Consider the following 14,015-nt stretch of genomic DNA (forward strand, 5'->3'; position numbering starts at 1 on the left):
CATGATCGCCCTGCTGCGTCACCAGCGTCCGGCCCCCATCGGGCCGCTGCGCAAGCCGGTTCCCCGTGGGGCCAGCCGGATGGTGGTGCGCGAACCGCTGCGCAAGCGTCTGCCGCGCCTGTCATTGGCCAGCCTGCAGAGTCTCGTCTGGCCCTTGCTGCTGCTTGGCCTCGGCTATGGCGCCTACGTGGCCGGTCAGCGCCTGTTGCCGTACGCCGATCAGCCGATCGCGCGGGTCAGCGTGCAGGGCGAGTTGCATTACGTCGGCCGCGAGGATGTGGCGCGGCAGCTGGCTCCCCTGGTGCAGACCAGCTTCTTCAAGGTCGACCTTGACGCGCTGCATGCTGAGCTTCGGCGCATCCCGTGGATCGCCGATGCCCAGGTGCGCCGGGTCTGGCCGGATCAGGTGCTGATCCAGCTGGAAGAGCAGCTGCCGGTGGCCCGCTGGGGCGACGAGGCACTGCTCAACAACCAGGGTGTGGCTTTCGCGCCGGGCGAGCTGAGCGGTTACGAGCACCTGCCCAAGCTGTGGGGCCCGCAGCGCGCCCAGCAGCAGGTGATGCAGCAGTACCAGATGCTCAGCCAGCTGCTGCGCCCGCTGGACATCAGCGTGGCCAGCCTGGAGCTGCGCGAGCGCGGCAGCTGGTTCGTTACCACTGGTCGGGGCATGGAGCTGCTGCTCGGTCGCGATCACGTGGTGGAAAAACTGCGGCGCTTCATCAGTGTCTACGAGAAGAGCCTGAAGCAGGACAGTGAGAATATCGCGCGCGTCGACCTGCGCTACCCCAACGGCATGGCCGTGGCGTGGCGTCAGCCGCCGGCGGCGCCGACTCCCGGCGACAAGGCCGGCGAGCGGCAGTGAATTGAGGAGATAGATCGGATCATGGCAAGCGCGCAGAGCGGCAAGATGATCGTCGGCCTGGATATCGGCACCTCCAAGGTGGTGGCGTTGGTTGGCGAGGTGGCGGCCGACGGCCAGTTGGAAATCGTCGGCATCGGTACCCATCCCTCGCGGGGGATGAAGAAGGGCGTGGTGGTCAACATCGAATCCACCGTGCAGTCCATCCAGCACGCCATCGACGAGGCGCAGCAGATGGCCGGCTGCCGCATCCACTCGGCCTTCGTCGGCGTGGCCGGCAGCCACATCCGCAGCCTGAACTCCCACGGCATCGTCGCCATTCGCGACCGTGAGGTCAGCCGCGCGGACATCGAGCGGGTGCTGGACGCCGCCCAGGCGGTGGCGATTCCCGCCGATCAGCGGGTGCTGCACACCCTGGCCCAGGACTATGTGATCGACAACCAGGAAGGCGTGCGCGAGCCGCTCGGCATGTCCGGGGTGCGCCTGGAAGCCAAGGTGCACGTGGTCACCTGCGCGGTCAACGCCGCGCAGAACATCGAGAAGTGCGTGCGTCGCTGCGGCCTCGAGGTGGACGACATCATCCTCGAGCAGCTGGCCTCGTCCGACTCGGTACTGACCGACGACGAGAAGGAACTGGGCGTGTGCCTGGTAGACATCGGCGGCGGCACCACCGACATCGCCATCTTCACCGAGGGTGCGATCCGTCACACTGCTGTTATCCCGATCGCCGGCGACCAGGTGACCAACGACATCGCCATGGCCCTGCGCACACCGACTCAGTATGCTGAGGAGATCAAGATTCGCTACGCCTGCGCACTGGCCAAACTGACCGGCGCCGGTCAGACCATCAAGGTGCCGAGCGTCGGTGATCGGCCGCCGCGCGAGCTGTCGCGCCAGGCGCTGGCCGAGGTGGTCGAGCCGCGTTACGAGGAGCTGTTCTGCCTGGTGCAGGGCGAACTGCGCCGCAGTGGCTACGAGGACATGCTCCCGGCCGGGATCGTCCTCACCGGTGGCACCGCGAAGATGGAGGGTGCCGTCGAGTTGGCCGAGGAAATCTTCCACATGCCGGTACGTCTGGGCCTGCCGCAGGGAGTCAAGGGCCTGGAGGACGTCGTGCGCAATCCCGCCTATGCAACCGGTGTCGGGCTGTTGCTGTACGGCCTGAACAAGCAGGGCATGCCGGGGTTCACCGGCTCCGCGGGTACTACCGAAGAGAGCAAGCCGCCCGTATTCGAGCGCCTCAAGCGCTGGGTGCAGGGCAATTTCTGATCGCTGGCAGTCGCGCGTTCAGAGAAAAATATAAAGAGGGAGAGGAGAGGGAAAAATGTTCGAAATGGTCGATAGCGTTCAATCGAATGCAGTCATCAAGGTCATCGGCGTCGGCGGCGGCGGTGGCAATGCGGTCAACCACATGCTGCGCTGCGGGGTCGAGGACATCGACTTCATCTGCGCCAACACCGACGCCCAGGCGCTGAAGAAGGTCGAGGCCAAGACCATTCTGCAGCTGGGCATGAACGTCACCAAGGGCCTGGGTGCCGGCACCAATCCGGATATCGGCCGCCAGGCCGCGATCGAGGACCGCGAGCGTATCGCCGAGGTCCTGCAGGGCGCCAACATGGTGTTCATCACCACCGGCATGGGCGGCGGCACCGGTACCGGTGCGGCACCGGTGATCGCCGAGGTGGCCAAGGAGATGGGCATCCTCACCGTGGCCGTGGTCACCCGCCCGTTCCCCTTCGAAGGTCGCAAGCGCATGCAGATCGCCGACGAGGGCATCCGCGCCCTGTCCGAGCATGTCGACTCGCTGATCACCATCCCCAACGAGAAGCTGCTGACCATCCTCGGCAAGGACGCTTCCCTGCTGTCCGCCTTCGCCAAGGCCGACGACGTGCTGGCCGGCGCGGTGCGCGGCATCTCCGACATCATGCAGCGTCCGGGTCTGATGAACGTCGACTTCGCCGACGTGCGCACCGTGATGAGCGAGATGGGCATGGCGATGATGGGTACCGGCCACGCCAGCGGCCCGAACCGCGCCCGCGAGGCGGCCGAGGCGGCGATCCGCAACCCGCTGCTGGAAGACATCAACCTGCAGGGCGCCCGCGGCATCCTGGTCAACATCACCGCCGGTCTCGACCTGTCGCTGGGCGAGTACACCGAAGTCGGCAGCATCATCGAGCAGTTCACCTCGGAGCTGGCCACCGTCAAGATCGGCGCGGTCATCGACCCGGAAATGCGCGACGAGCTGCACGTCACCGTGGTCGCCACCGGCCTCGGCGCGCGGATGGAGAAGCCGGTCAAGGTGGTGGAAACCGCTCCGGCCGCCGCTCCGGCTCCGCAGAGCTCCTCGCTCAACTACCGCGACTTCGATCAGCCGACCGTGATGCGCAGCAAGTCCAGCGCCGGCGGTGCCGCCGCCGCGGTGAAGATCAACACCCAGGAAGACCTCGAGTATCTGGATATTCCGGCCTTCCTGCGTCGTCAGGCCGATTGATTTCCTATATCAGAGGTGTTGACGTGATTGGTGTTCAGTAAAGGCGGGCTCTGCTATCATGCCCGCCATTGCTGAGAACAGTTCACAACTTGTGCAGATACGGCCAAAGCCATGATCAAACAACGCACTTTGAAGAACACGATCCGTGCCACGGGCGTCGGCTTGCATTCGGGGGAGAAGGTCTACCTCACCCTGAAGCCGGCTCCGGTGGATACCGGCATCGTGTTCTGCCGCACCGATCTCGATCCGGTGGTGGAAATCCCGGCCCGGGCCGAGAACGTCGGTGAGACCACCCTGTCGACCACGCTGGTCAAGGGTGACGTCAAGGTGGATACGGTTGAGCACCTGCTTTCGGCCATGGCTGGCCTGGGCATCGACAACGCCTACATCGAGCTGTCGGCGTCGGAAGTGCCGATTATGGATGGCAGCGCCGGTCCCTTCGTGTTCCTGATCCAGTCCGCTGGTCTGCAGGAGCAGGAAGCGCCGAAGAAGTTCATCCGCATCAAGCGCAAGGTCACCGTCGAGGAGGGCGGCAAAAGCGCCACCTTCCTGCCGTTCGACGGTTTCAAGGTGAGCTTCGAGATCGACTTCGACCACCCGGTGTTCCGCGGTCGCACCCAGCGTGCCTGCGTCGATTTCTCCAGCACCTCGTTCGTCAAGGAGGTCAGCCGGGCGCGGACCTTCGGTTTCATGCGCGACATCGAGTTCCTGCGTTCGCAGAACCTGGCACTCGGCGGCAGCGTCGACAACGCCATCGTGGTCGACGAGTTCCGCGTGCTCAACGAAGACGGCCTGCGTTACGAGGACGAGTTCGTCAAGCACAAGATCCTTGACGCCATCGGCGACCTGTATCTGCTCGGCAACAGCCTGATCGGCGAGTTCCGCGGCCACAAGTCCGGTCACGCCCTCAACAATCGTCTCCTGCGCACCCTGATCGCCGAGACGGATGCCTGGGAGGTGGTGACCTTCGACGACGCCAGCACCGCGCCGATCTCCTACATGCGTCCCGCTGCTGCCGTCTGAAACAAAAACTCTCCCCCTATTTCTCAAGGCCACCCTCGGGTGGCCTTTTTTTTCGTCCGCGCGTTCAGGGGCGCTTCGGATCCCGCTCGGCCGTGTGACTGGCCAGGCGCTCGAGGGCGGCGCGCAGGCGGGGATCCTCGATGCCGCTGGCAGCGCTGAGCAGGGTATGGGCGGCCGAGCTGGACAGGGTCGGATTTCGACCGGTGGCATGCCTTTCGGCAGCTGTTGGTTGAACTTTGAACAGGATCTTCGCTAAGTTCTCGAACTCCCTGAAGTTCCGCAGCTGGCGCAGCAGGCGTTTCTGCTGATAGCGCAGGTGGGTGGCCCACTGGCCATCAGTGACTATCAGCAGCAGGCAGCCGTCGCGCCAGGTGGCCACCCGGCAATGCGGGCGGGCCGCCGGTTGCAGCTGACTTTCCAGCAGTTGTTGCAGGTGGGCGAGGCGTTGCGTCTCGCCCAGCAGGTTCTTGAGTGTCCTGGTTTCGCGCAGCAGGGCGGCGGGGGCTCGGGCGGGTAGGGGACGCAAAGACATGGCAGGACGCCTGGAACAAAAGGTGCGGTCATCTTAGCAAAACGACCGCGCCCCTTCTTACAGGATGCGCCATGCACATCATCTTCATGAGTCGTCGCCACGGCGCGGCACGCTCGCTGACCCTCGCCCCGCGTCATGGCCTGTTGCTGGTCAGCCTGCTGCTGGGTTGCACCCTGGCGGCGGGCATCGCCCTGGGTGCCTGGTTGCGACCGCAGGGCGGGCCGGGCGCCGCTGCTCTGGCCGAGCCGCCCCGGGTATTGCCGCAGGAGCTGGCCGAGGCGCGCGCCACCGCCCAGCGCCAGCTGGATGCCCTGGGTGTGCACCTGGCCGAGCTGCAGGCACGCATGACCCGTCTGGATGCCCTGGGCGAGCGCCTGGCGGAACTGGCCGAGGTGGATGGCGAGGAGTTCGACTTCAGCCTGCCGGTCGGCCAGGGCGGTCCCGAGGAGTTGCTCGACAGCGAGCCGTTCAGCGACGGCGAGGTGCTCGGCAGTCTGGATGCGCTGCTGGCGCGAGTCGACAACCGCGAGCAGCAGCTGGAGGCCATGGAGCGGGTGTTCGCCGAGCGGCGCCTCGAGGAGTCGCGGCTGATCGCCGGTCGCCCTTTGATCGGTGGCTACCAGTCCTCGGACTTCGGCCGGCGCCGCGACCCGTTCCACGGCCGCGCGCGGATGCACAAGGGGGTCGACTTCGCGGCGCGTCCCGGCACCGAGATCGTCGCGGTGGCGGCCGGCGTGGTCACCTGGTCCGGGCGCAAGTCCGGTTACGGCTGGGTCGTCGAGATCGGCCATGCCGACGGCTATACCACCCTGTACGGGCACAACCAGCGCAACCTGGTGAAGGTCGGCGATCTGGTCCAGCGCGGCCAGGTCATCGCCCTGGTCGGCAGCACCGGTCGCTCCACCGGACCGCACCTGCATTTCGAGGTGAAGAAGAACGGCCAGCAGGTCGATCCGCAGGCCTATATTGCCCGTACTCCGCGTAGTGATTGAGGCGACTTTCCTCGCCGGCATTTCCGAGTAGAATGCCCGCTTCGCTGCCGCACATGCGGCGCTGGGCACTCCGCGGGGGTGCCCTCCATTTCCACAGATGGAAGACCCTCCCGATATGTTTGCGCCTTTGTTGAAGAAACTCTTTGGAAGCAAGAACGAGCGTGAAGTCAAGCGCATGACCAAGGCGGTCCAGGCGATCAACGCCCTGGAAGAGCAGATGGTCGCGCTCTCCGACGAGCAGCTCAGGGCCAAGACCGAAGAGTTCAAGGCGCGCCTGGTCAAGGGCGAGACGCTCGACAAGCTGCTGCCCGAGGCCTTCGCCGTGGCCCGCGAGGCCGGCAAGCGGGTGATGGGCATGCGTCACTTCGACGTGCAGCTGATCGGCGGCATGACCCTGCACGAAGGCAAGATCGCCGAGATGCGCACCGGCGAGGGCAAGACCCTGGTGGGCACCCTGGCGGTGTACCTCAATGCCCTGGCCGGCAAGGGCGTGCACGTGGTCACGGTCAACGACTACCTGGCCCGTCGCGACGCCAACTGGATGCGCCCGCTGTACGAGTTCCTCGGGCTTTCCGTCGGTGTGGTCAGCCCGTTCCAGGACCCGGTAGACAAGCGTGCCGCCTACGCCGCCGACATCACCTACGGCACCAACAACGAATTCGGCTTCGACTACCTGCGCGACAACATGGCCTTCAGCCTGGATGACAAGTTCCAGCGCGAGCTGAACTTCGCCGTGGTCGACGAAGTGGACTCCATCCTCATCGACGAGGCGCGCACTCCGCTGATCATCTCCGGTCCGGCCGAGGACAGCTCGCGCCTGTACATGCAGATGAACCAGCTGATCCCGCAGCTCAAGCGCCAGGTCGCGGGCGAAGACGGCGAGGTGCAGCAGGAAGGCCACTACAGCATCGACGAGAAGGCCCGTCAGGTCGAACTCACCGAGCAGGGGCACCAGTTCATCGAAGACATGCTCACCCAGTCCGGTCTGCTCGCCGAAGGCGAGAGCCTCTACTCGGCGCACAACCTCAGCCTGCTGACCCACGTCTATGCGGCGCTGCGTGCGCACACCCTGTTCCACCGCAACGTCGAATACATCGTGCAGAACGGCCAGGTGGTGCTGATCGACGAGCACACCGGGCGCACCATGCAGGGCCGCCGCCTGTCCGAGGGCCTGCACCAGGCCATCGAGGCCAAGGAGGGCGTGCAGATCCAGGCCGAGAGCCAGACCCTCGCCTCGACCACCTTCCAGAACTACTTCCGCCTGTACGGCAAGCTGGCCGGCATGACCGGCACCGCCGATACCGAGGCCTTCGAGTTCCGCCAGATCTACGGTCTCGACGTGGTGGTGATCCCGACCAACAAGCCGATCGCGCGCAAGGACTTCAACGACCTGGTCTACCTGACCCAGGACGAGAAGTACGCGGCGATCATCGCCGACGTCAAGGAGTGCCAGGCTCAGGGCCGTCCGGTGCTGGTCGGTACCGCCTCGATCGAGAGCTCCGAATACGTTTCCCAGCTGCTGCTGAAGGAAGGCATCGAGCACAAGGTGCTCAACGCCAAGTACCACGACAAGGAAGCCGAGATCATCGCCCAGGCCGGTCGTCCCGGCGCGGTGACCATCGCCACCAACATGGCCGGTCGCGGTACCGACATCCTGCTCGGTGGCAACTGGGAGGTGGAAGTCGCCGCCCTGGAGCAGCCGAGCGAGGAGCAGATCGCCCGGATCAAGACCGAATGGCAGAAGCGCCACCAGCAGGTGATCGAGGCCGGCGGCCTGCACGTGATCGCCTCCGAGCGCCACGAGTCGCGGCGTATCGACAACCAGCTGCGTGGCCGCGCCGGTCGCCAGGGTGACCCGGGCTCCAGCCGCTTCTACCTGTCGCTGGAAGACAACCTGATGCGCATCTTCGCCTCCGACCGGGTGAAGAACTTCATGAAGGCCCTTGGCATGCAGTCCGGCGAGGCCATCGAGCACCGCATGGTGACCAACGCCATCGAGAAGGCGCAGCGCAAGGTCGAGGGCCGCAACTTCGACATCCGCAAGCAGCTGCTCGAGTTCGACGACGTGGCCAACGAGCAGCGCAAGGTGATCTACCACATGCGCAACAGCCTGCTGGCCGCGGAGAACGTCGGCGAGACCATCGCCGAGTTCCGCGCCGAGGTGCTGGCACGGGTCATCGACGCGCACATTCCGCCGCAGTCGCTGCCCGAGCAGTGGGACGTGGCCGGCCTTGAGGCCGCCCTGCAGGGGGACTTCGGTCTGCACCTGCCGGTCCAGCAGTGGCTCGACGAGGACGAGAGGCTGTACGAGGAAACCCTACGCGAGCGCATCCTCGCCGAACTGGTCAAGGCCTATCAGGAGAAGGAAGAGCTGGCCGGCGCCGAGGCGCTGCGCACCTTCGAGAAGCAGATCCTGCTGCGTGTGCTCGACGATCTGTGGAAGGAACACCTGTCCACCATGGATCACCTGCGCCACGGTATCCACCTGCGCGGTTACGCGCAGAAGAACCCCAAGCAGGAGTACAAGCGCGAGTCCTTCGCCCTGTTCCAGGAGCTGCTGGAAAGCATCAAGCGCGACGCCATCCGCGTGCTGTCCCACGTCCAGGTACGTCGCGAGGATCCGGCCGAAGAGGAAGAGCGCCTGCGCCGCGAGGCCGAGGCCCTGGCTGCGCGCATGCAGTTCCAGCACGCCGCCGCGCCGGCGCTGGACCAGCCGGAGGCGGATGCCGCCGCCGCGGGCGAGCCGGCCGAGGTGGCCGTCGCCGTGCGCCAGGAGCCGAAGATCGGCCGCAACGAGCCGTGCCCGTGCGGCTCCGGCAAGAAATACAAGCACTGCCACGGTCAGGTAAGCTGACCGTCCGCTGGCTTGCCCACGCCGCGACCGGCCCAGCCGCTCGCGGCGTTTTCCATAGTGATTCCATCATTCTTGCGCGTGTGCGCCTTTCAAGGAGTTTCCCATGGCTGTCGGTCTTGGCCCTCTGCCCACCCTGCACCCGGTTCCCGGCTTCGAACTCGGCATCGCTTCGGCCGGCATCAAGCGCGTCGGTCGCAAGGACGTGGTGGTGATGCGTTGCGCCGAGGGCTCGACCATCGCCGGCGTGACCACCACCAATGCCTTCTGCGCCGCGCCGGTGCTGATCACCCGTGAGCGCCTGGCCGGCGAGGTGCGCTACCTGCTGACCAACACCGGCAACGCCAACGCCGGCACCGGCCCGGACGGCCTGGTGCGTGCCCGTCGCGCCTGCGCCAAGCTCGCCGAGCTGGCCGGTGTGGCAGAGAGCGCCGTGCTGCCGTTCTCCACCGGGGTGATCGGCGAGCCGCTGCCGGTCGAGAAGATCGAGGGCGCCCTGGCCACCGCGCTGGCCGACCTCAGCGTCGACCACTGGGCGCAGGCCGCCGAAGGCATCATGACCACCGACACCCTGCCCAAGGGTGCCAGCCGCCAGTTCCAGCACGACGGCGTGACCGTCACCGTCACCGGCATCAGCAAGGGCGCCGGGATGATCCGTCCGAACATGGCTACCATGCTCGGCTACATCGCCACCGACGCCAAGGTCGCCCGTGAGGTGCTGCAGGACCTGGTGCGCGACGCCGCCAACAAGTCGTTCAACCGCATCACCATCGATGGCGACACCTCGACCAACGACTGCTGCATGCTGATCGCCACCGGCCAGGCCGCCCTGCCGGAGATCACCGAGAAGAGCGGCGAGCTGTACGCCAAGCTCAAGCAGGCGGTGTTCGAGGTGTTCATGGAAGTGGCCCAGGCCATCGTCCGCGACGGCGAGGGCGCCACCAAGTTCGTCACCGTGCAGGTCAACGGCGGCGGCAACCACCAGGAGTGCCTGGACGTCGCCTATGCCGTGGCCCACTCGCCGCTGATCAAGACCGCGCTGTTCGCCTCCGACCCCAACTGGGGGCGCATCCTCGCCGCCGTCGGCTACGCCGGCGTGCCCAACCTGGATGTCAGCCTGATCGACGTGTTCCTCGGCGAGGTGTGCATCGCCAGCCAGGGCGGCCGTGCCGCCACCTACACCGAGGAGCAGGGCGCGGCGGTGATGGCCCGCGAGGAGATCACCATCCGCATCGAGCTGGGCCGCGGCGAGTGCAGCGAGACCATCTGGACCACCGACCTGTCCCACGAGTACGTGCGCATCAACGCCGAGTACCGTTCCTGACCTGCAGGAGCGCGCCGCCAGCCGGCGGCGCGCTGCGCGGAGCCATTCCGAGATGAAACGACTGCACGTGGCCGCGGCGGTGATCCGCGGCGCCGACGGCCGGGTGCTGATCGCCCGGCGTCCCGAACACAAGCACCAGGGCGGCCTGTGGGAGTTCCCCGGCGGCAAGGTCGAGGCCGGCGAGGCGGTGGAGGTCGCGCTGGCGCGCGAGCTGCACGAGGAGCTGGGCATCGAGGTTACGGCCTCCCGTCCGCTGATCCAGGTGCGTCACGACTATCCCGACCTCGCGGTGCTGCTCGATGTCCACGAGGTGTCCGCCTTCACCGGCGAGCCCCATGGTGCAGAGGGCCAGCCGCTGGCCTGGGTGGCGCCGCGCGAACTGGCCGACTACGCGTTTCCCGAGGCCAACCGGCCGATCGTCGCCGCCGCCCGTCTGCCGGCGCAGTACCTGATCACCCCGGACGATCTCGCCCCCGCCGAGCTGCTGCGTGGCGTGGGCCAGGCGCTGGCCGGCGGCGTCCGCCTGCTACAGCTGCGTGCGCCGAACATGTACAGCCCCGAATATCGCGATCTGGCCACCGACATCCAGGGCCTGTGCGCCGGCAAGGCGCAGCTGATGCTCAAGGGACCGCTGGAGTGGCTGGGCGATTTCCCCGCCGCCGGCTGGCACCTGACCGCGGCGCAGCTGCGCAAGTACGCAGCCAACGGCCGGCCGTTCCCTCGCGAGCGCTGGCTGGCGGCCTCCTGCCATACTGCCGAGGAGCTGGCGCTGGCGGCGCAGATGGGCGTCGACTTCGTCACCCTGTCGCCGGTCCAGGCCACCCGCAGCCATCCCGAGGCCACTCCGCTGGGCTGGGAGGTGGCAGAGGAGCTGATCCGCGGTTTCAACCAGCCGGTGTTCCTGCTCGGTGGCGTCGGCCCTGCCGATGCCGAGCGGGCCTGGCGGGTCGGCGCCCAGGGCGTGGCCGGCATCCGCGCCTTCTGGCCGGAGTGAGTGGCGAAGCTGGCAGCCATGTCTGCCGGCTGGGGTAGGGTGGGCAACTCGCGCAGCGATTGCCCACCGCGTGGCGCGGGGACGAGGTGAGTCGGTAGAAAACCGCTGCGCGGGTTTTCTACCCTACGGCTGCTGCGGTGGCCGGCGCAGCGGCTCGAGCAGACCACGCAGACCGTTGTGGTCGATCTCGTGCATCAGCGCCAGCAGCCGTCCCAGTTCGCCGCGCGGGAAGCCCTCGCGGGCGAACCAGGCCAGGTAGTGGCCGGGCAGCTCGCTGATCAGCCGCCCCTGGTACTTGCCGAACGGCATCTGCCGGCGGACCAGCAGCAACAGGTCTTCCGGCTTCACTCGCTGCGCGCCTCGGCCTGCCAGAGCACTTCGGCGACATTCTGCCGGCGGGCGATCAGCCGGGCGGCGACGAACAGCAGATCGGAGAGACGGTTGAGATAGGCCAGGCACTCGCCGCGCAGCGGCTCGACCGCGTTGAGGTGCTGGCAGCGGCGTTCGGCGCTGCGCGCGAAGCTGCGGCAGACGTGCGCCTGGGCCACCAGGCGCGTGCCGCCGGGCAGGATGAAGTTGGTCAGCGGGCCGACCTCCGCGTTCCAGGCGTCGATGGCCCGTTCCAGGCGCGCCACCTCCGGCTGCTGCAGCGCCTGGTACTCCGGCATCGCCAGCTCGCCGCCGAGGTCGAACAGCCGGTGCTGGCAGGGGGCCAGCGCCTCGCTGATCTCGAGCAGACCCGGCCACTGGGTCTGCTGTTCGGCCAGTTCGGCGAGCAACAGGCCCAGTTGGCTGTTGAGGGTGTCGACTTCGCCCATCGCCTCGATGCGCGGGTGGTCCTTGGTCACCCGGCGGCCGTCGGCCAGGCCGGTTTCCCCGGCATCGCCGGTGCGGGTGTAGATCTTCGACAGGCGGTAGCCCATGCTCGGTATCCTGTTGACTGGCAAGCGCGAGCCGGCAGGGTAGCGGTCTGTCAGTCCTGGGGCAATCCGCGCGCGGCCAGATGGGCGCGCAGGCGCTGCGCGAGCCCCTGCAGGAGCGGCAGGTCGAGCTGCTGGCGCTCGGCTTCGCGGCAGGCGTGGCCGAGCAGGTAGGCGATCTCGGTGCGCCGGCCGGCGGCGACATCCTGGTACATCGACGAGTAGTTGGCGGCGGTGGCGGCGATCACCCGCTCGACTTCTTCCCGCAGGCCTGCGGCGGCCCCGGGCTGCCCGCAGGCGCTCAGCAGCGCGCCCAGCTCCGCGCAGAGTGCCGCCACTTCGCCGGCATGCGCCTGCAGGCCGCCGTTGCGGCAGGCGTACAGCACCGTCAGCGGGTTGATCGCGCAGTTCAGCGCCAGCTTGCGCCACAGTCGCTCCAGGATGTCGGTGCTCCAGGTGACGGGAATCCCGGCCAGCGCCAGCTCGCCCAGCCAGTCCGGCGCGGCGGAGGGTGGCACCGTACCGAGCCAGGTGTGCCCGGCGCCGGCGAAGGTGACCTCGAAGGCGCCACTGCGGAAGGCCCCCTCGGTGCTCGAGGCGAAGATGCAGCGCGCCTGCGGCAGTAGCGCGGCGACCTGCTCCTGGCTGCCAAGTCCGTTCTGCAGCAGGATCACCTCGGCGTCCGGCGCCAGCCGCGGCGCCAGGCTGCGGGCGGCGGCGATGGCGTCGTAGGCCTTGGTCGCCAGCAGCAGCCGCCGGATCGGGGCGGCGTCGGCGAGGGTTTGCGCGGGCAGGGCCAGGGTCTGACGCTGGCCGTCGTGCTCGAGGGTCAGACCGCTGGCGGCGCGAAACTGCGCGAGGCGTTGCGGATCACGCAGCAGCAGGGCGACCGGCAGGCCCGCCCGGGCCAGGCGCGCCGCCCACAGCCCGCCCAGGCTGCCGGCGCCCAGCACGTGCCAGGTCAATGGGAGCTCGCGGTGCGCTGCAGGCGCTGGCTGGCGATGCGCCCGCTGCGCCGGGCCTCCTCGACCTGGCGGGAGGCGGCCTGGATGACCTCGTCGACCTTCAGCGGACAGTCGCTGGCGTCGATGCAGACCATGCCGACCGCCGCCTGCAGGCTGAAGAAGCCGCTGCTGACCTTCAGCGCCTTGAGGTTGAGACCGTCATGCACGCGGCGGAAGCTGCTGGAACTGCATTCGCGCAGGTCGTCGACCATAGCCACGGCGGCGAAGTAGCGATCGTCGAGGCGCGCCACCGCGTCCAGCGGGCGCAGCATCTGCTGCAGGCGACGGGCGACGTTGTACTGCACCTCGCGCTGCAGGCCCTCGTCCTGGCCGGCGAGGTTCTCCAGGCTGATCAGCAGGTAGCACAGTGCGCCGCCGCGCGACTCGAGCTGACGCAGCGCGGTGGCGAGGTGCTGGCGCAGGTAGCGCTGGTTGCCCACCCCGGTCAGCGCATCGACGACGTTGCGCTGTTCGAGATTGGTGATGTTGTGCGCCAGCTGGCGCTTCTCGCGCAGCAGGCGCTGCATGGCGCTGCACAGGCGGTCGGCGGCCTGTACACGCGGCGCCAGCTGCTCGTTCACCGTGGCCTTGTTGACGAAGTCGTCGACGCCGCGGTCGAAGGCTTCGGCCACCAGCTTGTCGCCCTCGTTGCCGGTGAGCAGGATGATGTAGGTGTAGTGCTCGCTGGAGTCGTCGAGCTGGCGTACCTGCGAGGTCAGCTCCAGTCCGTCCATTTCCGGCATCATCCAGTCGACCAGCAGCACGTTGGCGGCGCGCTGGTCGAGAGCGGCAAGCGCTTCGCTGGCGCTGCTGGCGTAGCGGATGTCGTGGTAGCCGGCCTGCTGGAGGAGACGCCCAATCAGCATGCTGGAGAACCGGGCATCGTCGACCACGAGGATGCTGAGGTTGGGATCGGTCATCGGTAGGCGTCGCGTGCGGGATCTGGCGGTGCGCGAAGTGGCACCTGGCGGGCCTCAGTTATAATGAGCGCTCTTTCTTACCGCAAGCCAGGCGCGACGCATCCG

Annotated in this window: 13 protein-coding genes; 8 read left to right on the forward strand and 5 right to left on the reverse strand. The window is 67.5% G+C overall.

What is annotated here, in order from left to right; genetic code table 11:
• Window position 1 precedes the first annotated feature (1 nt).
• The 4 genes from BLT78_RS00765 (at window position 2) to lpxC (ending at window position 4,373) form a co-directional block, all read left to right on the forward strand.
• Window positions 2-862 carry a cell division protein FtsQ/DivIB gene (locus BLT78_RS00765; protein WP_090347155.1) on the forward strand — a complete coding sequence of 287 codons (861 nt, stop codon included), beginning with the start codon at window positions 2-4 and terminating at the stop codon, window positions 860-862.
• A gap of 21 nt (window positions 863-883) precedes the next feature.
• Window positions 884-2,128, forward strand: a complete 1,245-nt coding sequence (gene ftsA / locus BLT78_RS00770) for a cell division protein FtsA (RefSeq protein WP_090347156.1) — start codon at window positions 884-886, stop codon at window positions 2,126-2,128.
• 55 nt (window positions 2,129-2,183) lie between these two features.
• Complete coding sequence (gene ftsZ / locus BLT78_RS00775; protein ID WP_090347157.1) at window positions 2,184-3,350, forward strand: cell division protein FtsZ; 1,167 nt, start codon at window positions 2,184-2,186, stop codon at window positions 3,348-3,350.
• A 111-nt stretch (window positions 3,351-3,461) separates the two neighbouring features.
• Window positions 3,462-4,373 carry a UDP-3-O-acyl-N-acetylglucosamine deacetylase gene (lpxC, locus tag BLT78_RS00780; protein WP_090347158.1) on the forward strand — a complete coding sequence of 304 codons (912 nt, stop codon included), beginning with the start codon at window positions 3,462-3,464 and terminating at the stop codon, window positions 4,371-4,373.
• 64 nt (window positions 4,374-4,437) lie between these two features.
• On the opposite strand, the gene BLT78_RS00785 is transcribed toward lpxC, so the two are convergent.
• Window positions 4,438-4,905, reverse strand: coding sequence for a DUF721 domain-containing protein (locus BLT78_RS00785; RefSeq protein ID WP_090347159.1), 468 nt, complete (start codon window positions 4,903-4,905; stop codon window positions 4,438-4,440).
• Window positions 4,906-4,976: 71 nt separating this feature from the next.
• Here BLT78_RS00785 and BLT78_RS00790 point away from each other — a divergent pair, with 71 nt between their 5' ends.
• From BLT78_RS00790 to BLT78_RS00805, 4 genes are all read left to right on the forward strand, one after another.
• On the forward strand, window positions 4,977-5,897 hold the full coding sequence (locus BLT78_RS00790) for a M23 family metallopeptidase (RefSeq protein WP_090347160.1): 921 nt from the start codon (window positions 4,977-4,979) through the stop codon (window positions 5,895-5,897).
• 115 nt (window positions 5,898-6,012) lie between these two features.
• Window positions 6,013-8,751 (forward strand): preprotein translocase subunit SecA, encoded by a 2,739-nt coding sequence (gene secA, locus BLT78_RS00795; RefSeq protein WP_090347161.1) that lies wholly within the window; start codon window positions 6,013-6,015, stop codon window positions 8,749-8,751.
• Between the two features lie 103 nt (window positions 8,752-8,854).
• On the forward strand, window positions 8,855-10,072 hold the full coding sequence (gene argJ / locus BLT78_RS00800; RefSeq protein WP_090347162.1) for a bifunctional glutamate N-acetyltransferase/amino-acid acetyltransferase ArgJ: 1,218 nt from the start codon (window positions 8,855-8,857) through the stop codon (window positions 10,070-10,072).
• Between the two features lie 52 nt (window positions 10,073-10,124).
• Entirely contained in the window at window positions 10,125-11,066 is a 942-nt protein-coding gene (locus BLT78_RS00805) for a Nudix family hydrolase (protein ID WP_090347163.1), read from the forward strand.
• A gap of 123 nt (window positions 11,067-11,189) precedes the next feature.
• On the opposite strand, the gene BLT78_RS00810 is transcribed toward BLT78_RS00805, so the two are convergent.
• Genes BLT78_RS00810 through BLT78_RS00825 form a run of 4 tightly spaced genes read right to left on the reverse strand, consistent with a single transcriptional unit; the run spans window position 11,190 to window position 13,910 of the window.
• Complete coding sequence (locus BLT78_RS00810; protein WP_090347164.1) at window positions 11,190-11,414, reverse strand: DUF3820 family protein; 225 nt, start codon at window positions 11,412-11,414, stop codon at window positions 11,190-11,192.
• On the reverse strand, window positions 11,411-11,989 hold the full coding sequence (locus tag BLT78_RS00815; RefSeq protein ID WP_090347165.1) for a cob(I)yrinic acid a,c-diamide adenosyltransferase: 579 nt from the start codon (window positions 11,987-11,989) through the stop codon (window positions 11,411-11,413). Before BLT78_RS00815 ends, BLT78_RS00810 begins: the two co-directional genes overlap by 4 nt.
• Before the next feature lie 50 nt (window positions 11,990-12,039).
• A complete protein-coding gene (locus BLT78_RS00820) occupies window positions 12,040-12,951 on the reverse strand; it encodes a putative 2-dehydropantoate 2-reductase (protein WP_172830754.1) in 912 nt (303 codons plus the stop codon).
• Window positions 12,948-13,910, reverse strand: coding sequence for a GGDEF domain-containing response regulator (locus BLT78_RS00825; protein WP_090347166.1), 963 nt, complete (start codon window positions 13,908-13,910; stop codon window positions 12,948-12,950). Before BLT78_RS00825 ends, BLT78_RS00820 begins: the two co-directional genes overlap by 4 nt.
• Window positions 13,911-14,015: the final 105 nt, after the last annotated feature.

The sequence above is a fragment of the Pseudomonas oryzae genome (genome assembly GCF_900104805.1).
GTDB classification, from domain to species: domain Bacteria; phylum Pseudomonadota; class Gammaproteobacteria; order Pseudomonadales; family Pseudomonadaceae; genus Geopseudomonas; species Geopseudomonas oryzae.

Bases quoted from the DNA above. Each gene is read 5' to 3' on its own strand.
- ftsZ (WP_090347157.1), top strand. From the start codon at position 2,184: ATGTTCGAAATGGTCGATAGCGTTCAATCGAATGCAGTCATCAAGGTC.
- BLT78_RS00805 (WP_090347163.1), top strand. From the start codon at position 10,125: ATGAAACGACTGCACGTGGCCGCGGCGGTGATCCGCGGCGCCGACGGC.
- argJ (WP_090347162.1), top strand. From the start codon at position 8,855: ATGGCTGTCGGTCTTGGCCCTCTGCCCACCCTGCACCCGGTTCCCGGC.
- BLT78_RS00765 (WP_090347155.1), top strand. From the start codon at position 2: ATGATCGCCCTGCTGCGTCACCAGCGTCCGGCCCCCATCGGGCCGCTG.
- lpxC (WP_090347158.1), top strand. From the start codon at position 3,462: ATGATCAAACAACGCACTTTGAAGAACACGATCCGTGCCACGGGCGTC.
- BLT78_RS00815 (WP_090347165.1), bottom strand. From the start codon at position 11,989: ATGGGCTACCGCCTGTCGAAGATCTACACCCGCACCGGCGATGCCGGG.
- ftsA (WP_090347156.1), top strand. From the start codon at position 884: ATGGCAAGCGCGCAGAGCGGCAAGATGATCGTCGGCCTGGATATCGGC.
- secA (WP_090347161.1), top strand. From the start codon at position 6,013: ATGTTTGCGCCTTTGTTGAAGAAACTCTTTGGAAGCAAGAACGAGCGT.
- BLT78_RS00790 (WP_090347160.1), top strand. From the start codon at position 4,977: ATGCACATCATCTTCATGAGTCGTCGCCACGGCGCGGCACGCTCGCTG.
- BLT78_RS00785 (WP_090347159.1), bottom strand. From the start codon at position 4,905: ATGTCTTTGCGTCCCCTACCCGCCCGAGCCCCCGCCGCCCTGCTGCGC.
- BLT78_RS00825 (WP_090347166.1), bottom strand. From the start codon at position 13,910: ATGACCGATCCCAACCTCAGCATCCTCGTGGTCGACGATGCCCGGTTC.